The sequence below is a fragment of the Curtobacterium sp. TXMA1 genome (assembly GCF_020162095.1).
In the GTDB taxonomy this organism is placed as follows: domain Bacteria; phylum Actinomycetota; class Actinomycetes; order Actinomycetales; family Microbacteriaceae; genus Curtobacterium.
Genome location: NZ_CP083910.1, coordinates 318355 through 335959, shown reverse-complemented (window position 1 = coordinate 335959; position 17605 = coordinate 318355). Strand labels below are relative to the sequence as shown.

The following is a 17605-nucleotide window of genomic DNA, read 5'->3' as shown; positions in this document are numbered from 1 at the left end:
GGTGCGACGGGCATCATGGCGGCATGCGATTCCTCGTCCGCCTCGTCGTCAACGCCGTCGCGCTCTGGCTCACCACGCTCATCGTGAGCGGCGTCACCGTCACCCCGTTCGGGGACGGGGACACCACAGCCGTCGTGCTCACGTTCCTGCTCGTGGCGTTCGTGTTCGGGCTCGTGAACGCCGTCATCGGCACGATCATCCGGATCGTCGCGTTCCCGCTGTACGTCCTGACGCTCGGACTGATCTCGCTGATCGTGAACGCGGTGCTGCTGCTCATCGTCGCCGGCATCTCGGACGCGATCGGCTTCGGGCTGCAGGTCGAGTCCTTCGGCTGGGGCATCGTCGGCGCCTTCGTGCTCGCCGTGTTCTCGTGGCTGATCGGGCTGTTCGTGCGCCCGGTGCTGAACCGCCCGCGTCCGTGACCGCGGCCGGCACCGAGCCGACCACCTGCACGACGGAGCCGGGCGACACCGAGCCGGCCGCGCCGGCGACGTGTGCCGACGACGGGGGCCGTGCCGTGCCTCCCGGTCGTACCGCCGTCGCGGACGTCACGTCCGTGCGCCATGATGTGCACATGAGCCCGGACGCCGACGCCCCGTTCCGCGTCTCGTTCGTCTGCAGCGGCAACATCTGCCGCTCCCCCATGGCCGGCATCGTCTTCGCGCAGATCGCCGCGGACGCCGGCATGGCCGACCGCTTCGTCGTCGAGTCCGCCGGCACCGGCGACTGGCACGTCGGCGAGCCCGCGGACGAGCGGACGATCGCGGCGCTCGCAGCGCGCGGATACGATGGCAGCAGGCATCGCGCCCGCCAGTTCGACCCGGACCGGTTCCCGGACCTCGACCTGGTGGTCGCACTCGACCGCTCCCACGAACGCGTCCTGCGCTCGTGGGCACCGACGATGGACGACGCCGCCAAGGTGACGCTCCTGCTGCGGTACGACGACGCCTGGCCCCAGCAGACCGACGTACCGGACCCGTACTACGCGGACCGGCACGAGTTCGACCGAGTGCTCTCGACCGTCGAACGGGCCTGCCGGGCGCTCTTCCGCCAACTCGAACCGGCAGTCCGTCAGGGAGCCCCATGACCCCCCTTCCCCCGCAGCCGATCAGCCCGCTCGACGGGCGGTACTACCCGGTCGTGCACACGGTGGGCGAGCACCTCTCCGAGGCCGGCCTCAACCGCGCACGCATCGTGGTCGAGGTCGAGTGGCTCATCTTCCTGACCGACCACGCGATGTTCACGACCTCGCCGCTGAGCATCGACGACAAGGCCGCGCTGCGCCGGGTCGTCGAGACGTTCGGCCACGACGAGATCGCGGAGCTCGCCGAGATCGAGGCGACGACGCGGCACGACGTCAAGGCCGTCGAGTACTTCGTCCGCCGCCGACTGTCCGAGCTCGGGCTCGACGCCATCGCCGAGCTGACCCACTTCGCGTGCACCAGCGAGGACGTCAACAACCTCTCGTACGCGCTGACCGTCCGCGACACCGTCGACCAGGTCTGGCTGCCCGCCTACCGGGCCGTCCTGGCGACGCTCCGCACGATGGCGGAGCAGCTCCGCGCCGTGCCGATGCTCTCCCACACGCACGGTCAGCCCGCGACGCCGACGACCCTGGGCAAGGAGCTCGCGGTGGTCGTCTACCGCCTCGAGCGCGTCCTGACCCAGATCGAGCACGGCGAGTACCTCGGCAAGTTCTCCGGCGCGACGGGCACCTTCTCGGCGCACCTCGCCGCCGACCCCGAGGCCGACTGGCCCGCGCTGTCGAAGGAGTTCGTCGAGGGCCTCGGTCTGACGTGGAACCCGCTGACGACGCAGATCGAGTCGCACGACTGGCAGGCCGAGCTGTACGACCGCGTGCGCCACGCGAACCGGATCCTGCACAACCTGGCGACCGACGTGTGGACCTACATCTCGATGGGGTACTTCACGCAGATCCCGGTGGCGGGCGCCACCGGGTCGTCGACGATGCCGCACAAGATCAACCCGATCCGCTTCGAGAACGCCGAGGCGAACCTCGAGATCTCGTCGGCGCTGTTCTCGACGCTGTCCGAGACCCTCGTGACGAGCCGCCTGCAGCGCGACCTGACCGACTCCACCACGCAGCGGAACATCGGCGTCGCGTTCGGGCACTCCCTGCTCGCGCTCGACAACCTGCGTCGCGGGCTCGGCGAGATCGCGGTGAACGAGGGCCGGCTCGCCGAGGACCTCGACGGCAACTGGGAGGTGCTCGGCGAGGCGGTCCAGACGGTCATCCGTGCCGAGGTCACCGCCGGGCAGTCGACCATCGAGGACCCGTACGCGATGCTCAAGGAGCTCACCCGGGGCAAGCGCATCGGCCAGGACGAGCTCGTCGCGTTCGTGAACGGGCTCGACATCTCGTCCGGTGCCAAGGCGCGCCTGACGAACCTGACGCCGGGCACGTACACGGGTCTGGCCGACGAGCTGGTCGACCGCCTGGACGTGTAGGCCTGAGCCTTCCACCCTCCGCAGGACGCAACGACGGGGCGGACGGGAGGCGCGGGGCGGCCCCGCCGCGCACGTCACCGACTCAGGTGGTGACGGCGTGCGCTTCGGCGACCAGTGCCTCCAGGACGGTGCGGACCGCGGGTCGGACCGCGCGGTCCGGTCGGGCGAGCGCCTCGATCCGTCGCCCGGCCCGCACGTCGGCGAGCGTCGCGAGCCGGAAGCGCCCGGCCGCACGCGTCCCCGACGTGTACCGCGGCACCAGTGCGATCCCGTGCCCGGCCGCCACCAGGTTCTCGATGACCGGCAGGTGGATCGTGCGGAACGCGACCGACGGCGGGGTGTCGGACGCAGCCGCCAGTGCGGTGAGCACGCGGTCGATCGGGTAGCCCTCGGGCACACCGATCCACGTCTCGTCGACGACGTCGCCGATGCCGACGCGCTCCCGGTCGGCGAGCGGGTGGCCGAGCGGCAGTGCGACGTCGAGCGGTTCCCGGAGCAGGGCGACCGTCTCGACGGCGGCGCCGTCCGCACGCCGGGCGCCGTCCGGGCGGTGGCCGATCACGACGTCGTGGTCGGCGGTGAGCGGGGCGAACTCCCCCTCGCTCACGTCGACGTCGGAGAGCTCGAGGACGATGCCCGGGTACGCCCGCATCCGGGTGAGGAGCCCCGGCAGGAGCAGCTCGGCCGCCGAGGGGAACACCGCCAGGTCCACCGTCCCGCCCACCCCGGTCAGGTGCTCGGACCACGCCGACTCCACCGACGCGAGCGCCGTGGCGACCCCGGCGGCCATCCCGGCGAGCGCGCGCCCGTCGGCGGTGAGCCGCACACCGCGTCCGGCCCGCTCGACCAGCGGCGCCCCCGCCTGGCGCTGCAGGGTGCGGAGCTGCTGCGACACGGCGCTCGGCGTGCGGTGCGTGGCGGCGGCGACCGCGGTGACGCTCCCCCGCTCGGCGAGCTCGCGGAGGACCGGCAGCAGGGCGATGTCGAAGCCGACCATGCAGGGACCCTACAACGATCCTGTCGAACCGTGCGCTGGTGCTACTGCTTCCGGTGCGGGACGATCGGACCGTGCTCTTCCGCGACCGCATCCTCGCCCTCGTCGTCGCCGTGGCGTGGGGGCTGAACTTCCCGGCGACCGCGATCGCCCTCGACCACTGGCCGCCGTTCCTGCTCGCCGCCGTGCGGTTCACGCTGCTCGCCCTGCCGACGATCCTCTTCGTGCCGCGACCGAAGGTCCCGTTCCGGTGGATCGTGCTCGTCGGTGCGACCCTCGGCGTGCTGCAGTTCGCGTTCCTGTACCTCGGGATGGCGGCGGGGATGCCGACGGGCCTCGCGTCGCTGGTGATCCAGGCGTCGGCCCCGTTCACGGTCGTGCTGGCCGGGGTGCTGCTGCGCGAGCGGCTCACCGCACGCCAGGTCGTCGGGGTGTCCGTCGCCGTGGCCGCACTCGGCGTCATCGCGGTGCACCGGGCGCAGACCGCGGCGCTGCTGCCGGTGGTGCTCGTGCTCTGCGGTGCCCTCGGTTGGGCGCTCGGCAACGTCGCGACGCGGCGGACCGGCCCGGTCAACCCGCTCCACCTGACCCTGTGGTGGGCGGTCGTGCCGCCCGTGCCGATGTTCGCGCTCTCGCTGCTCGTCGAGGGACCGGCACGCGTGGGCCAGGCGTTCGGCACGGCGCTGACCCCCGCGGCGCTGCCGGCCGACCTCGGCCTGCTGTACATCGTCGTGGCCGGCAGTCTGGTCGGGTACGGGATCTGGTCGCGGCTGATGGGGAAGTACCCGTCGAGCACCGTCGCGCCGTTCTCGATGCTCGTGCCCGTGATCGGGGTGCTCGCCTCGTGGGCGGCGTTCGGCGAGGTGCCGGACGTCGTCGAGGTCGTCGCCGGCGCGGTGGTCGTGGTCGCCGTGCTGTGGTCGTCGCGGACGGGCCGCGTGCTGCCGCCGGGTGCGGTGCCGGTGACCGCGCCGGAGACGTCGTCTGCGCCTGTGCCAGCTCGCGCCGCGGTCGAGACACCGCAGGTGGAGCGAGACGCCGCGAGATCCGAGGCCGTCTCGGCGGTGTCCGATCGTCTCGCGCAGACGCCGGCGTCTCGCGGAACCGGAACCGAGGTCGAGGCCCGGGGTGTCGCCGACGCAGCGTCCGCGCCGGCGCCCGTCAGCCCCGGTGCTGCCGGCGCTCGGCGATGATGCCGGCGAGGGCGCCGCGCAGGTCGGGGTGGCGGAACTCGTAGCCGGCCTCGAGCAGTCGCGTCGGCACGACCCACCGGCTCTTCAGCACGAGCTCGGTCTCGGTCCGGATCGCGAACGAGCCGATCTCGAGCATCCACCGCCAGGTCGGCAGACCGAAACGGCGGCCGACCGCGTCTCGGATGGTCGCCATCACCGTCCGGTTGTCCGAGGGCTGCGGGCTCGAGACGTTCACCGGCCCGTCGATCTCCTCGTGGTCGCGCACGAAGCGCACCACCTCGAGGACGTCCTCGATGTGCACCCAGCTGAACCGCTGCCGACCGCGGGTGTGCCGGTCGTGGTGGTACGTGCCCGCCCGGAGCCGCGCGCGCGTCGGGAACCACGGCCCGTCGAACTGCGGCCCGCCGAGGCCCGCACGAGCCAGCCCGAGCAGCGGGACGAGCGCGCTGCCGTCGCCGAACACGATCGCCATCCGCAGGGCGACCCGGCGGGTGTGCGGCAGGTCGGCGCTGAACAGGGCGTCCTCCCACGCCCGCGCGACCGAGACCGAGAACCCCTCGCCGAGCTCGCCGGTGGCCTCGTCCTGCGGCCGGTCGTCGGCGTGCCGGTAGATCGTCGCGGTGGAGGCGTTCAGCCACAGCGGCGGCGGGTGCTCGGCCGTGCGGATCGCCTCGGCCAGCTCGAGGGTGGTGTCCACCCGGGAGCGCATGATCTCCGCCCGGTTCCGCCGCCCGTAGCGGCAGTTCACACTCTTGCCCGCCATGTTCACGACGATGGCGGCGCCGTCGACGAGCTCGCGGATGCGCAGGGTGTTCCCCCACACCGCGTCACCGGTGCGACCGACCGTCACGACCTCGTACCCCTCGTCACGGAAGGCGCGGTGCAGGTACTGCCCGACGAAGCCGCCCGCCCCCGCGATCACGGCGCGGCCCCTGGGCGCGCCGGTCGTCTCGTCGCTCATCGTCTCCCCCATCCGGTGTCCGGCTCGATCCGGTAGCGGAAGGAGCCCTCGTACCGGTACAGCGTGCCGACCAGGGGCGCCGAGAGCCGCAGGGACACGCGCTGCACGTCGGCATCGTCATCGAATCGTTCCGTGAGCGTCACACGCGGGGCGACGACGGTCGGGAGGCTCCACGCACGACCCAGCGCACGCACCGTCACACGCACGGAGACCAGGCGCAGGGCGCCCGCGTCCGGCCCGTCCGCGTCGACCTCCGCCCGGAGCAGGGCGCTGACGCGCCCACGGCGACCGAGGTGGTCGACGAGCCCGTGCGGCTCGGCGGTGATCGCATCGACCATCGTGCGGTGTCCGGACCGGAACCGGAAGGTGCGGTGCGCGCGGACGGCGACACTCCCCACCCGCTCGGCCGTCATGTCACTCCGCAGGCTCCGCGACGCGCCGTGACCGACGCGCGCCGGACGGTTCTCGACCCTGAAGGGCACGTCCCGCTCCCACACGGGGAACATCACGTCGTCCCGCGCGAACACCGCGAGGAGCGGCCACAGCCAGTGACGGGGCGTCCCGACCACGATGAAGACGCCCTCGCCGCGACCGACGTGTCCGGGCGGGACGGGGCCGAAGTAGGTGCGGAGGCGCGGGTGCAGCCGGGCGAGGAGGTCCGGCGGTGTCGTCAGCTCGTACGGCGAACGGGTCACGCTGCCGATCCTGGCACGGTGTCGGCCTCGTTCCCTACGATCGAGGCATGGGACACGACCACGCGCACGGGCACGCCGGCGCCTCGGAGCGCGCGCTGCTCGTCGCGTTCTGCATCTCTGCGGGCATCCTGCTCGCCGAGGTCGTCGGCGCGGTCGTCACCGGCTCCCTCGCACTGCTCGTCGACGCGGGGCACATGGTGGTCGACACCGGGGGGCTCGGCATCGGCCTGGTCGCCACCCGGCTCGCGCGCCGCTCGCCCACCGCGCAGCGGACGTGGGGGTACCAGCGCGCCGAGGTCCTCGGCGCCACGGCCCAGGCGGCCATCCTGCTCGCGGTCGGCGTGTTCGTCGTCGTCTCGGCGATCCAGCGGCTGTTCGTCCCCGCGGAGATCCACGCCGGCCCGCTGCTCGTGTTCGGTGTGGTCGGGCTGGTCGGGAACCTCGTCGCCTACGCGGTGCTGGCCCGGGCATCGGGCGAGGGGTTCACCTCGCGGGCGGCGCGACTCGAGGTGCTCAACGACACCCTCGGGTCCGTCGCGGTCATCGCCGCTGCCGTCGTGCTCGCGCTCACCGGGTGGGAGCGCGCCGACTCGATCGCCGCGATCCTGATCGGCCTGCTGATCCTGCCGCGGGCGGTCCGGCTGCTGCGCGAGACGGCGAACGTCCTGCTCGAGTCGACCCCGCCCGGACTCGACCTCGACGACGTGCGCGCGCACATCCTCGAGCTCGACCACGTCATCGCCGTGCACGACCTGCACGCGACGCTCGTCGCGACCGGCGTGCCGAACCTGACGGCACACGTCGTGGTCGACGACCACTGCTTCTCGACCGCCCACGCACCGCGGATCCTCGACGCGCTGCAGCAGTGCGTCGCCGAGCACTTCGACGTGCCGGTCGAGCACTCGACCTTCCAGCTCGAGCCCGCGTCGCACCAGCGGCACGAGCACGAGGTGCATGCGTAGCGACGGTCCGCGCCGCGATGCGGTCCGGCCCGACCTGGCGTGACCGGGCGCGGTCCGGCCTGGCCTGGTCCGGCCTGGCGCAGCGTGGTCAGCAGCCGCCGTCGTCGGTGGGGAAAGCCGTGATCACCCGATTCGTCGTCTCCGACACGATGACCCGCACGTTCGGCTCCGCCGAGGGACGCGTCCCGTCGTCGAAGCGGACGGGCGCGGCGTAGCAGACCTTGCCGTCCCCGGCGTCCTGCGGGTACCCGGCGGGCGGTGACTCGAGCACGGACCGGACAGCGGTGAGCATCGCGTCGTCCCAGTCCCGCGAGCCGTGGCCCCGGACGACGTCCTGCCAGTCGGCGGTGTGCCGGACGCGGATGTGCTCGTAGCCCTGGCCGGACGTGCCGCACTGCAGCTCGACCCGTCCGAGGGCGGCCGTCTCGTAGCGGGCGACGACGGCGCGGCGGTCGGTGTCGCAGCGGTCGAGCACGTCGCTGCCGGGCAGGTCGGGGCCCGTCCGCTCGATCGTCACCACGCCGTCGCGAGCCGCGCCGTCGCGGACCGCCCCGTCGGCTGCGGTCGCGCTGGGCGTGACGGACGCCGCGCTGCCGGCGATCACCGGGTCCTCGCCGTTGCGCTGTGCCGTGAGGGCGAACCCGCCGGCGACCAGACCGGCGGCGATGACCGCGGCGACGACGGTGGCGGCCGGGCGTCGGCGCTGCTGGGACATGCGCCCCAGTATGCCGGGCGGACCGCTGGCGCCGGGAGGTCCGCTCTGCTGTCGGGCCGGCTCCGACGTCCGTGCGTCCGGCGTCGTCGCCCGTGCGTCCGGCGTCGAACCACGAAGACGACGTCGAACCAGGTCGTGCCGTTGGTTCGACGTCGTGTCCGTGGTTCGATACCGGCGCGGAGACCCGGAGACCCGGAGGCGCGGGAGCCGGGCGCCCGCGCTACTCGGCGCGCGCGGCCAGGCGCAGGCCGGCGACCAGGGCGAGCACGACGACGAACACCACGTACCCGAGCAGCACCGGGAGCGTCGGCACGACGAGGAGCGCCGCCCCGACCGCCACGACGGGCACGGTCAGCCCGGCGTACGCGATGAGGAACGTCGCCGCGAGCACCCCGCCGCGCTGCTCCGGCCCGACGAGCGACCCCGCGCGGGCGATCGATGCGCGGAAGAGCAGCCCGACCCCGGCGCCGGCCACGACTCCGCCGCCGATGAACCCGGCGACCTGCAGGAGGACCGCGGCGGCCGCGAGCACCACGAGCCCCCCGACGAGCAGCACCAGGCCGAGCTGGATCTGTCGACGCTGGGACAGCTTCGCGAAGACGATCTGCGACACCGCGCTCGCGGCGAAGACCCCGAAGGTCGTGGCGCCGGCGGCGAGCCGGTCGGTGACGTGGAACGTGGTGCCGAGGAACGTCGGCGCCACCGAGGTGAAGAGTCCCTGCACGGCCAGGGCCGCGAAGGCAGCGGTCCCGGCGGCCCAGAACACCCCGGCCTGCCCGTCGGGAGCGGCCATCCGCTGCGGCCGGTACGGCACCGGCCGCTGGGGACGGTCGACGGTCTCCGGCGCGGCGAGCACCACGGCGAACGCGACGACCAGGGCGACGACGAACACCACGTAGGGCACCACCAGCGGTTGCCCCACGAACTCGGCGAGCGCTCCGCCGACGAGCGCACCGAGCGACAGACCGCCGAGGTTCACAGCGCCGGCCGCGACGCTCGCCCCCTGCGCGGAGGCGGACGAGCCGGTCGCCCGGACCCGCAGTTCACCGAGGTGCGCGGTCGCCGTCGCGGTGAGGAGCCCGACACCGAGCCCCGTCACGAACCGCGCGACGACGAGCCCGGCGACGTCCGACCAGAGCAGGAAGAGCACGGCCGCGACGAGTTCGAGCGCGACGGACACCAGGATCAGCGGGCGCCGCCCGTGCACGTCGCTGAGGTGTCCCGCCAGGAAGAGCGAGGCGACGACCCCCACGCCGTAGGCGGCGAAGACGACCGTCGTCGTGAACGTCGGGAACCCGTCGCGTGCCTGGTAGATCACGTAGAGCGGTGCCGGCACGGTCGCGAAGGCCATCACCGACAGGAACGCGAAGGCCACGGCCCAGAAGCCGAAGCCGTGCCGACGGCGGGAGTGCGGGTGTCGTCCGCGCGGTGCGGGGACGGGCTCGGTGCCGGTCGTCGGCGCCGGAACGGCATCGGTGGTCGAGGTCATGCTCCGATCGTGCTCCCCTCAGGTCATCGAGTCCAACGGGTGCTCTTGATGACCGACATCGATCAGATCGATACTCGCAGGGTGGAGACCCGCCTGCTGGAACAGTTCGTGACCGTCGCGGCCGAGGGCAGCGTGACCCGTGCCGCCGAGCGGCTCTGGGCCGCGCAGTCGACCGTCTCGGCGGGCATCGCGTCCCTCGAACGCTCGCTCGGCGTCCGACTGTTCGACCGAACGGGTCGTCGGCTCGTGCTCACCGCCGCCGGCGAGGACCTGCTCCCCCACGCCAGGTCCGTGCTCGACTCCCTGGAGCGGATGCGGGACCTCGCGACGGTCGACGACGCAGACCTGCGGGGCCGGGTGCGCCTCGGCATCTTCACGAGCATGGACGTCGTGGACCTGACCGGGGTGCTGCGGCGGTTCCGGCGACGGCACCCGCTCGTGGCGGTCGAGCTGATGACCTCACCCTCGGGCACCACCGGCCTGGTGCAGGACCTGGTCGCGGGGCGGCTCGACCTGGCGTACACGGGCCTGCCGTCGGTGCCGCCGGGGGTCGTGGTCGAGCCGTTGCGCGAGCTGCCCTTCCGGGTGTTCACCGCGACGGACCACCCGCTCGCGATGCGCCCGTCGGTGACGCTGGCCGAGCTCGCCGGCGAGCCGTTCGTCGACACCGCGCACGGGTTCGGCAACCGCATGATCCTCGACGCCGCACTCGAGCGTCTCGGGCTCCGCCGTCGGATCGTCGCGGAGATGAACGACATGCCCGCCGTCGTCCGGTTCGCGTCCGCCGGTCTCGGCGTCGGCGTCGTCCCCGACCCGGGCGTCCGGTACGACGGTGCGGTCCTGGAGTTGGAGGACGAGGTCGAGCCCCTGCGCATCGGCCTGGCGATGCGGTCGACCCCGGAGCCGAACCGTGCGACCCGGGCGCTGGCCCGCGACGTCGTCGCGGCCCGCGTGCCCTGAGGGCGTGCGGGGCGCGACACGTGACCCACCGGCGGACGGGAGGCGCGGTGCGGATCCGCCCCGCGCCTCCCGGCCGTCAGTCCCCCCAGATCTCCCCGACGACCGCGTCGAGCAGGCCGTTGGTCGGGAAGTTGGTCTGCGTGATGGCCACGTAGGTGCCGTCGCGCACGAACAGGGTCGTGACGGTGTCCACCGGGTACGGGTCAGCCTGCCTCGACGTCCGGCAGAGCACGCCCCCGTCCTGGTCGACACACGACATCGGGCCCGAGCGCAGCCGATCGCCAGTGTTGGGGCGTGCTGCTCCGATGAGCATCTCGAGCCCGGACACGTCCGCCCGCGGATCCCGCCAGACACAGTAGATGTCAGCTCCGGGTTCGGCGATCCCGGCCGCCACGCTGTCCGATCCCGCGATGCCCTCGCCCATCGAGGAGGACCCCTGGACCGGGGTGTCGCCGAAGAAGCGGTCGTAGTCCTCCTCAGGGACGGTCGCACGACAGGACGTCGGGATCGTCGCGACCGCCGCCGTGGTGGGGGACGCCGTCGGTACCGGGCGCGGGGTCGGCCGACCGGTGATGGGTGCGGAGGTCCGGGTGGTCGCCGACGGAGCCGGAGCGGGCTCCTGCGTCTGCACCGGCGCTGCGACCGGGCGGTCCTGGTGCGACAGGGTGAGGGCCACCGCACCCGATGCGGTCCCCAGCGCGAGCAGGGCGACCACGCCGACGACGATCCCGGTGTGCCCGCGACGGCGCTTCGGACGCGGGGTGGCGCGCTCGAGCACGCTCTGCTTCATGGTGACGAGCATGCGCTGCAGCTCGTCGCCCACGGGAGGCTCAGTGTCCATCGTGCATCACCACCTTCTTCAGTCGTCGACGGTTGCGGGAGACCCGCTGGGTCACCGCGCCGACCGTCAGGCCGAGGATCTCCGCTGCCTCGGCGTAGGAGCGTCCCTCGAGCAGGCAGAGCTCGCAGATGCGTCGGTCGAGCTCGGGCAGGGCCGCGATCTCGGACCGCACCCACCGCAGCGTCTCGACCGCATCGGAGTGCTCGGTGGGGGCGGCGAGCATCTCGGGCAGCTCGTCGGCGCGGTGCCGCGAGCGCTTCCGTCCCGCGTTCCGCGCGAGGTTGCGGCAGACGACGAGGAGCCAGGGCAGCAGGCTCTCCGCCGGGAGGTCGAGCGTCTCCGCCCGCTGCCAGAGCAGGAGGAACGCGTCCTGCACGACCTCCTCGACGTCGTGCCGGTCGTCCACGATCGCCCAGACGTACCGCGTCATCGTCGCGGCGTGACGATCGAAGACCTGCGCCAACGCGGCCCGGTCACCGGCTGCGAGCGCCCGGACGATCTGCTCGTCCGTCTGCGCGGTCACGTCCATCGCTCACCCCCTTCACCTGAGCGGTGTCGGCCACGCCAGCGATCATGACAGCACGGGGTCGGATCGATGCGGTCGGGCGTGTCGTCGGGCGTGCCGCGCGCCGCGTGCGCACCGCGCGGCACGACGTGCGACGTGCGACGCGCGGCACGACGTGCGCCGGCCGCGGACGCCGGGTCAGTGGAAGTCGTCGCCCTCCGAGCGCTCGCTCGGCGCCTTGTGCCCGCCGAGCATGTCGTTGTCGTCCTGGTCGCTCGAAGCCGCGAGCTGCAGCATCGCGAGGATCACGACGACCACGATGAACGCGACCCCGAGGAACACCAGGGCGAGCTCGAGCTCCCGCGTCGAGAAGAGCACGACGACTCCGGTGAAGACCGCGACGACCGCCGAGATCACGAGGAGCTCGGCGGGGCGCAGACGATCGCGACGGCTGGGGGTGCTCATGCGTGTGGTGCTCCGTCCGGGGCCGCGGCAGGCGCCGTGGTGCCCCACTTGTGCGAGAGTCCGGCGATCACGTGGAAGACCGCCGCGATGGCGAGGTAGGCGCCGAGGAGTCCGACCAGGACCACTGCGGCATCGAGTGTGCCGGTGACCTGCTCGACCCCGCCGAGCTGCTGCGAGTAGTCCGGCGGCGTCAGCAGGAAGGCAACCGCGAGCAGCAGGGTGAGCCCGCCGATCGTCGTCCAGTCCCGGGCGAACGGCGACCGTCCACGCGCCCGGACACCCTGAGCGAGTTCGAGGGCCCCGGTCAGCACGGCCCAGCCGACGACCACCGTGATGAACGCGGCGAGCCCGACCCCGTTCGTCGCGAGCGCGGCGACGCCGGCCGCGAGGGAGACGACCGCCTGGGCCAGCGTCGTCGGACGGGACCGCTCGTCGAACGGCATCCGGCGGAGCGCAGCCCACCCGAGCACGAGGGCGTCGACGATCACGAACCCGCCGAACAGCAGCAGGCCGTAGCCGGCGGCGTGGTTGGACGAGAAGGTGATGACGAGGGCCACGACCGCGGCTGGGACGGCCCGGAGGACGGGGATCGGCCAGTACCGCGCGCGCTGGCCGGCGTCGTCCACGGAGTCGGACACGGGACCTCTTTCGGGCATGCGGATCGTGGTCCGAGTCTACCGCCGGTGCCCCGGACGTCCGACCGGAGCCGGTCCGGCCCGAGGTGTCGCAGGCAGCGACGGACGGACGGGAGCCGCCGCCGGTCGGGGCAGGACCACCCACGACCGGCGGCGGCGACGGTCGTGCGCAGGATCACCCCTGATCGGCGGCGGCGGCGCCGTCCGTCACCCGGTGCCGTCCGTCAGCCTGGCCGTCACTCAGCGTCGTCCGTCACTCGCCGGCGCCGTGCGACCCACCAGCCACCGACGCCGAGCCCGAGCGCAGCAGCCGCGACGGCGGCGAGCAGCCCGATCCCCTCGACGCCGGTGTAGGCGAGGGCTCCCGACCCGTTCCCGCGGCTCGGTGTCCGGCCACCGCCCACCGCTGACGGGTCCGGAGCGGGTGAGCCCGTGGCGGACGCGGTCGGCGTCGGTACCCCGGTACCGCCGTGATCACCACCGTCACCACCGCCGTCGTCGCCGCCATCGTGATCGCCGCCGCCGTCCCCGTCCCCGTCCCCGTCCCCGGGCACGGTCACACCGATCGACACTCCGGGCGACGGGTCTCCCCCGTCCGGGTCGGTCGGGGAGGTCGCGGTCGCCACGTTCACGACGTCCGACCCGTCGCCCGTGTAGCCGGGATCGAGCACGGCGCGGATGCGGAACGAGCGGGTCGCACCGGCCGCCAGGTCTCCGTCCGACCGGCACGTGACGTGCTGCCCCGCTGCGGAGCAGTCGTCGTCGGAGCCGACGAACCGCATCGCCTCCGGCAGGTCGTCGACCACGCCGACCTCGTGCGCGGCATCCGGCCCGCCGTTCCGTGCCGTGACGAGGTACTCGACCACGTCCCCGGGTGAGATGTCCGTCGAGGGGGACACCGCCTTGTCGGTCGTCAGCTGGGCCACGGGTCGAGGTGTCGCGTCCACGGGAGTCGCTGCCACTGATCGGTTGTCGGACTCGTCGACGTCGGCCAGGGATGCCGGCGGCTCGATGGTGGCGGTGCTCTCGAGCGACCCGGTGGCGTCGTCCGCGACCGTGCCCGTCACGGTGACGGCCGCTGACCCACCACGGACCAGGCTGAGCGCATCGTCGACGTCACCCGTGCCGGCACTCGCGCCGCAGGTGGCCCCGTCGGTCCCGGCGCAGGTCCACGTCGCGTCACGGAGGCCGTCCGGGACGTCGACGTGCAGCGCACTGGGATCGGATCCGTTCGGACCGGCGTCGGTCGCGGTGACGGTGTACGAGAACGGCTGCCCCGGTCGAGCCGACGCGGGGAGGTCCTGCGTGACGCCGAGGTCGACGGGCTGGGTGACCCGGACCTCATCGATCTCGTGGACGTCGACGTGACTGCCGGTCGCCGCCGAGAACCCGAGTCGCAGCGTGTCCGGCAGCGGTGCCTGTCCCTGGCCGTGCAGCGGGACGCGGTCGAGGACGGTCTGCAGCACACCCCGGTACTCGAGTCGGACGGTCATGAACAGCTCGCCGCTCGTCCCCGGCACGAGGCTGATCCGGACGCGACGTGTCTCGGGACCCTGCGTGACGGTCCCGCCCGGCGCCGGCTTCCCCTCGACGTACCGGTAGCCGGTGGTGCCGTCGCCGGAGCCCCGCACGACGATCGAGTCCGGTCGCTGGCCCGGACCCGATCCGTTGATGTCCTGCGAGAAGTTCCCGTAGTGGTCGACCGCGACCGCTGCGAAGCCACCCGGCACCCCCGGGAGGTCGCACGGCGGACCGCCGCCCTGCGTGGCCTCCGCCCGGCAGGCGTACCCGAGTGCTGCACCGAAGGCACCGACGCCCTGCGGTGCACGGCCGTCCGCCAGGAAGAGGAGCAGCCCGTCCGCCCCCGCTTCGCCGAGGTCGTTGTACATGGCGTACGAGAACTCGATGTCGAGTCCGAGGTCCGACCGGAAGGTGTCGTCCGTCGACCAGGCGCCGGCCTGGTCGGTCGTCTGGTCCGTGAGTCGGAGGCGCCCGTCCACGACCTGCGCATCGCCGCTCAGGGTCCCGCCTGCTGCGGAGTCGAAGCGGTCGACGTAGGGGAAGGCGAGGTCGTCAGCCGAGGAGCTCGACGGCAGGAGCGCGGGCGCCGCGAGGACGGCCAGGGCCACGAGACCGCCGGTGATGGCGCCACGCGGGCGGCGTCGGCGGCCCCGTCGGCCGTCGGGATGGACCGTTGTCGGGATCGAGGTGTCTGTCATGCCCCGATCGTCGCGAGCCGGGCGCGCTCGTCAGTGGCCGTCGGACGAGACTGGGGAGAACGAGCCCTCGGAACGGAGCTGTGGAGGGATGCGGCAGTTCACCCGAGCCACACCGTGGTCTCGCCCGGCAGCAGTCCGTCGCCCGCGTCGAGCGGGCCGGACGCCAGCAGCACCCGACCGGACGGCATCGGCACCGGAGCCGTCCCGAGGTTCGTCACCGAGCGCCACCCGTCGTGCCGGGCGAACGCCACGACGTCGTCGCCTGCGTCGAGCCACGCCAGCTCCTCGCCGCGCTGCAGCCGTCGCCTGGTGGTGGTCGCCAGTCGGTAGAGCGACAGCGTCGAGTCGGGGTCGCCGTCCTCGGCCTCGACCGACGAGTCCCCGAAGTCCGCCGGCTGCGGCAGGTGCGGCGCGACGTCCCCGAAGCCGAACGACGGACCGCTCCGGGTCCACGGGATCGGGACGCGGCACCCGTCCCGACCCTTCACGGTGTGCCCGGTGCGCAGCCACTTCGGGTCCTGCAGCAGGTCGTGCGGGATCGCCGGGGCCTCGTGCAGGCCGAGCTCCTCCCCCTGGTACAGGTACGTCGACCCGGGGAGCGCCAGGATCAGCAGTGTCGCGGCTCGCGCCCGCCGTTCCCCGCGCTGCCGGTCGAGCTCGGGCTCGGTGCCGTCGGTGAGCAGCCACGCGTCGGTGTCCGTACCGTCGGGCAGGCCGTAGCGCGTCGCGTGCCGGACGACGTCGTGGTTCGACAGCACCCACGTCGAGGACGCCCCGGACTCGGCCGACATGGCGAGGTTCCGCTCGATGATCGTCCGGAAGGCCCGGGCGTCGTACGGCGCCTCGAGCAGGTCGAAGTTGAACGCCTGTCCGAGCTCGGTCGGACGGGCGTAGAGCACACGACGGGGCGCGGGGGCCCAGGCCTCGGCGATCGCGGCGCGGGGCGGGTCGTACTCGTCGAGCACGGAGCGCCACGTCGCGAAGATCTCGTGCACCTCGTCGCGGTCGTACAGCGGGTCGGACCCGTCGAGCGGCAGCGCCTTCTCGTTCGAGGGCCGGTAGGGCGTCGACAGGTCCTTCGCGAGCCCGTGCGCGACGTCGACCCGGAAGCCGTCGACCCCGCGGTCGGACCAGGACCGCAGCGTGTGCTCGAAGTCCGCGCGGACCTCGGGGTTCGACCAGTCGAGGTCGGGCTGCTCCGGTGCGAACAGGTGCAGGTACCACTGCCCGTCCGGCACGCGCGTCCACGCGCTGCCACCGAAGTTCGACACCCAGTCGCTCGGCGGCAGCTCGCCGGACTCCCCCGCCCCGTCGCGGAACACGTACCGCGCACGTTCGGGCGAGCCCGGCTCGGCGGCCAGCGCCTGACGGAACCACTCGTGCTGGTCGGACGTGTGGTTCGGCACGACGTCGACGATCACGCGGACGTCGTGCTCGTGTGCGGTGCGGATGAACGCGTCGACGTCGTCGAGCGTGCCGAGGCGCGGGTCGACGTCACGGTAGTCCGCCACGTCGTACCCACCGTCGGCCAGCGGCGACGGGTAGAACGGCGACAGCCACACGGCGTCGACCCCGAGCGACGCCAGGTACGGCACGCGGCTGGTGATGCCGGCGATGTCGCCGAGGCCGTCCGCGTCGGTGTCCGCGAAGCTGCGCGGGTACACCTGGTAGACGACGGCCTGGCGCCACCAGTCCGGGTCGGTCGTGCGCGGGGTGCTGGCGGGAGTCCGAGGGGTGCTCACCCGGCCAACGTACCCACCCAGTGCCGGAGGGAATGCAGCGTTCAGGAAGCGCATTGGTTGTCCCTGACACCATTCCGTGACCGAACGGTCACGGAGAGAAGGGAAGACCCATGACGAACGTCCTCGTCCTCGTCGGCAGCCTGCGCGCCGGCTCGATCAACCGGAAGCTCGCCGAGGCAGCCGAGCAGCACGCTCCCGAGGGGATCACGCTCACCACGTTCGACGGCATCGTCGACCTGCCCTTCTACAACGAGGACATCGACGGCGACACCCCGCCGGCCGCCGCCGTCGCCTTCCGCGACGCCGTCGCCGCCGCGGACGCCGTCCTGCTCGTCACCCCCGAGTACAACGGCACGATGCCCGCCGTGCTGAAGAACGCGCTCGACTGGGGCTCGCGTCCGTTCGGCGCGTCGCCGCTGTCCGGCAAGCCGCTCGCCGTCATCGGCTCGGCCTTCGGTCAGTACGGCGGCGTGTGGGCGCACGACGACGCCCGCAAGTCCGCGGGCATCGCGGGCGCGAAGGTCCTGGAGGACGTCAAGGTCGCCATCCCGCAGTCGGTCGTCCGGTTCGCCGAGACCCACCCGCGCGAGGACGCCGAGGTCGTCGACCTCGTGCAGGGCGCGCTCCGCGCCCTGGCCGACGCGGCGGACGAGCGCGTCGCGGCCTGAGCCGACCGGTCGCGTCACGCGACCACAGGACGGACGGGAGGCGCGGTGCCGGGCGGCACCGCGCCTCACGTCCGTCGATCAGGACGCACGAC

18 protein-coding genes are annotated in these 17605 nt (G+C 73.1%); 7 read left to right on the top strand and 11 right to left on the bottom strand.

Annotation, left to right across the window (positions count from 1 at the left end; genetic code table 11):
* Window positions 1–23 precede the first annotated feature (23 nt).
* From LCG91_RS01770 to purB, 3 genes are all read left to right on the top strand, one after another.
* Window positions 24–422: a phage holin family protein gene (locus LCG91_RS01770; RefSeq protein WP_058750771.1), complete on the top strand. Its 399-nt coding sequence runs from the start codon at window positions 24–26 to the stop codon at window positions 420–422.
* 152 nt (window positions 423–574) lie between these two features.
* Window positions 575–1087 carry a low molecular weight protein-tyrosine-phosphatase gene (locus tag LCG91_RS01765; protein WP_058727695.1) on the top strand — a complete coding sequence of 171 codons (513 nt, stop codon included), beginning with the start codon at window positions 575–577 and terminating at the stop codon, window positions 1085–1087.
* Window positions 1084–2469: an adenylosuccinate lyase gene (purB, locus tag LCG91_RS01760; RefSeq protein WP_058750770.1), complete on the top strand. Its 1386-nt coding sequence runs from the start codon at window positions 1084–1086 to the stop codon at window positions 2467–2469. The genes LCG91_RS01765 and purB overlap by 4 nt, the downstream gene beginning before the upstream one ends.
* An 82-nt stretch (window positions 2470–2551) precedes the next feature.
* Here purB and LCG91_RS01755 read toward each other — a convergent pair whose 3' ends face one another.
* Complete coding sequence (locus LCG91_RS01755) at window positions 2552–3466, bottom strand: LysR family transcriptional regulator (protein ID WP_224442287.1); 915 nt, start codon at window positions 3464–3466, stop codon at window positions 2552–2554.
* 71 nt (window positions 3467–3537) lie between these two features.
* Between LCG91_RS01755 and LCG91_RS01750 the strand changes: the two genes are divergently transcribed.
* Complete coding sequence (locus LCG91_RS01750; protein WP_224442286.1) at window positions 3538–4656, top strand: EamA family transporter; 1119 nt, start codon at window positions 3538–3540, stop codon at window positions 4654–4656.
* Here LCG91_RS01750 and LCG91_RS01745 read toward each other — a convergent pair.
* Both LCG91_RS01745 and LCG91_RS01740 read right to left on the bottom strand, forming a co-directional pair.
* Window positions 4625–5617 (bottom strand): epimerase, encoded by a 993-nt coding sequence (locus tag LCG91_RS01745; protein ID WP_058727683.1) that lies wholly within the window; start codon window positions 5615–5617, stop codon window positions 4625–4627. The two genes, LCG91_RS01750 and LCG91_RS01745, sit on opposite strands and share 32 nt — an antisense overlap.
* Window positions 5614–6312, bottom strand: a complete 699-nt coding sequence (locus tag LCG91_RS01740; RefSeq protein WP_224442285.1) for a DUF4166 domain-containing protein — start codon at window positions 6310–6312, stop codon at window positions 5614–5616. Before LCG91_RS01740 ends, LCG91_RS01745 begins: the two co-directional genes overlap by 4 nt.
* A gap of 47 nt (window positions 6313–6359) precedes the next feature.
* On the opposite strand from LCG91_RS01740, the gene LCG91_RS01735 reads away from it, so the two are divergent.
* Window positions 6360–7274, top strand: coding sequence for a cation diffusion facilitator family transporter (locus tag LCG91_RS01735; protein WP_058727685.1), 915 nt, complete (start codon window positions 6360–6362; stop codon window positions 7272–7274).
* Between the two features lie 88 nt (window positions 7275–7362).
* Here the strand turns inward: LCG91_RS01735 and LCG91_RS01730 are convergent, their stop codons facing one another.
* Both LCG91_RS01730 and LCG91_RS01725 read right to left on the bottom strand, forming a co-directional pair.
* On the bottom strand, window positions 7363–7989 hold the full coding sequence (locus tag LCG91_RS01730) for a hypothetical protein (RefSeq protein WP_224442284.1): 627 nt from the start codon (window positions 7987–7989) through the stop codon (window positions 7363–7365).
* A gap of 220 nt (window positions 7990–8209) precedes the next feature.
* Window positions 8210–9478, bottom strand: a complete 1269-nt coding sequence (locus LCG91_RS01725) for an MFS transporter (RefSeq protein WP_058750765.1) — start codon at window positions 9476–9478, stop codon at window positions 8210–8212.
* Between the two features lie 48 nt (window positions 9479–9526).
* On the opposite strand from LCG91_RS01725, the gene LCG91_RS01720 reads away from it, so the two are divergent.
* On the top strand, window positions 9527–10438 hold the full coding sequence (locus LCG91_RS01720; protein ID WP_224442283.1) for a LysR family transcriptional regulator: 912 nt from the start codon (window positions 9527–9529) through the stop codon (window positions 10436–10438).
* A gap of 76 nt (window positions 10439–10514) precedes the next feature.
* Here LCG91_RS01720 and LCG91_RS01715 read toward each other — a convergent pair whose 3' ends face one another.
* From LCG91_RS01715 to LCG91_RS01690, 6 genes are all read right to left on the bottom strand, one after another.
* On the bottom strand, window positions 10515–11261 hold the full coding sequence (locus LCG91_RS01715; protein ID WP_224442282.1) for a hypothetical protein: 747 nt from the start codon (window positions 11259–11261) through the stop codon (window positions 10515–10517).
* A 7-nt stretch (window positions 11262–11268) separates the two neighbouring features.
* The gene (locus tag LCG91_RS01710; RefSeq protein WP_224442281.1) at window positions 11269–11808 is read right to left on the bottom strand and encodes an RNA polymerase sigma factor; all 540 of its coding nucleotides are present in this window, start codon (window positions 11806–11808) and stop codon (window positions 11269–11271) included.
* A 174-nt stretch (window positions 11809–11982) separates the two neighbouring features.
* Window positions 11983–12249, bottom strand: coding sequence for a hypothetical protein (locus LCG91_RS01705; protein ID WP_058727691.1), 267 nt, complete (start codon window positions 12247–12249; stop codon window positions 11983–11985).
* The gene (locus LCG91_RS01700; protein WP_224442280.1) at window positions 12246–12887 is read right to left on the bottom strand and encodes a DUF308 domain-containing protein; all 642 of its coding nucleotides are present in this window, start codon (window positions 12885–12887) and stop codon (window positions 12246–12248) included. The genes LCG91_RS01705 and LCG91_RS01700 overlap by 4 nt, the downstream gene beginning before the upstream one ends.
* A 233-nt stretch (window positions 12888–13120) precedes the next feature.
* Window positions 13121–15103, bottom strand: coding sequence for a lectin-like domain-containing protein (locus tag LCG91_RS01695; protein WP_224442279.1), 1983 nt, complete (start codon window positions 15101–15103; stop codon window positions 13121–13123).
* A gap of 98 nt (window positions 15104–15201) precedes the next feature.
* The gene (locus LCG91_RS01690; protein ID WP_224442278.1) at window positions 15202–16845 is read right to left on the bottom strand and encodes a glycoside hydrolase family 13 protein; all 1644 of its coding nucleotides are present in this window, start codon (window positions 16843–16845) and stop codon (window positions 15202–15204) included.
* Between the two features lie 110 nt (window positions 16846–16955).
* On the opposite strand from LCG91_RS01690, the gene LCG91_RS01685 reads away from it, so the two are divergent.
* The gene (locus LCG91_RS01685) at window positions 16956–17513 is read left to right on the top strand and encodes an NADPH-dependent FMN reductase (protein WP_224442277.1); all 558 of its coding nucleotides are present in this window, start codon (window positions 16956–16958) and stop codon (window positions 17511–17513) included.
* Window positions 17514–17605: the final 92 nt, after the last annotated feature.

Coding starts and splice junctions, on each gene's coding strand:
- LCG91_RS01770 (WP_058750771.1), top strand. CDS start 24: ATGCGATTCCTCGTCCGCCTCGTCGTCAACGCCGTCGCGCTCTGGCTC.
- LCG91_RS01765 (WP_058727695.1), top strand. CDS start 575: ATGAGCCCGGACGCCGACGCCCCGTTCCGCGTCTCGTTCGTCTGCAGC.
- purB (WP_058750770.1), top strand. CDS start 1,084: ATGACCCCCCTTCCCCCGCAGCCGATCAGCCCGCTCGACGGGCGGTAC.
- LCG91_RS01755 (WP_224442287.1), bottom strand. CDS start 3,466: ATGGTCGGCTTCGACATCGCCCTGCTGCCGGTCCTCCGCGAGCTCGCC.
- LCG91_RS01745 (WP_058727683.1), bottom strand. CDS start 5,617: ATGAGCGACGAGACGACCGGCGCGCCCAGGGGCCGCGCCGTGATCGCG.
- LCG91_RS01735 (WP_058727685.1), top strand. CDS start 6,360: ATGGGACACGACCACGCGCACGGGCACGCCGGCGCCTCGGAGCGCGCG.
- LCG91_RS01730 (WP_224442284.1), bottom strand. CDS start 7,989: ATGTCCCAGCAGCGCCGACGCCCGGCCGCCACCGTCGTCGCCGCGGTC.
- LCG91_RS01725 (WP_058750765.1), bottom strand. CDS start 9,478: ATGACCTCGACCACCGATGCCGTTCCGGCGCCGACGACCGGCACCGAG.
- LCG91_RS01720 (WP_224442283.1), top strand. CDS start 9,527: ATGACCGACATCGATCAGATCGATACTCGCAGGGTGGAGACCCGCCTG.
- LCG91_RS01710 (WP_224442281.1), bottom strand. CDS start 11,808: ATGGACGTGACCGCGCAGACGGACGAGCAGATCGTCCGGGCGCTCGCA.
- LCG91_RS01705 (WP_058727691.1), bottom strand. CDS start 12,249: ATGAGCACCCCCAGCCGTCGCGATCGTCTGCGCCCCGCCGAGCTCCTC.
- LCG91_RS01695 (WP_224442279.1), bottom strand. CDS start 15,103: ATGACAGACACCTCGATCCCGACAACGGTCCATCCCGACGGCCGACGG.
- LCG91_RS01685 (WP_224442277.1), top strand. CDS start 16,956: ATGACGAACGTCCTCGTCCTCGTCGGCAGCCTGCGCGCCGGCTCGATC.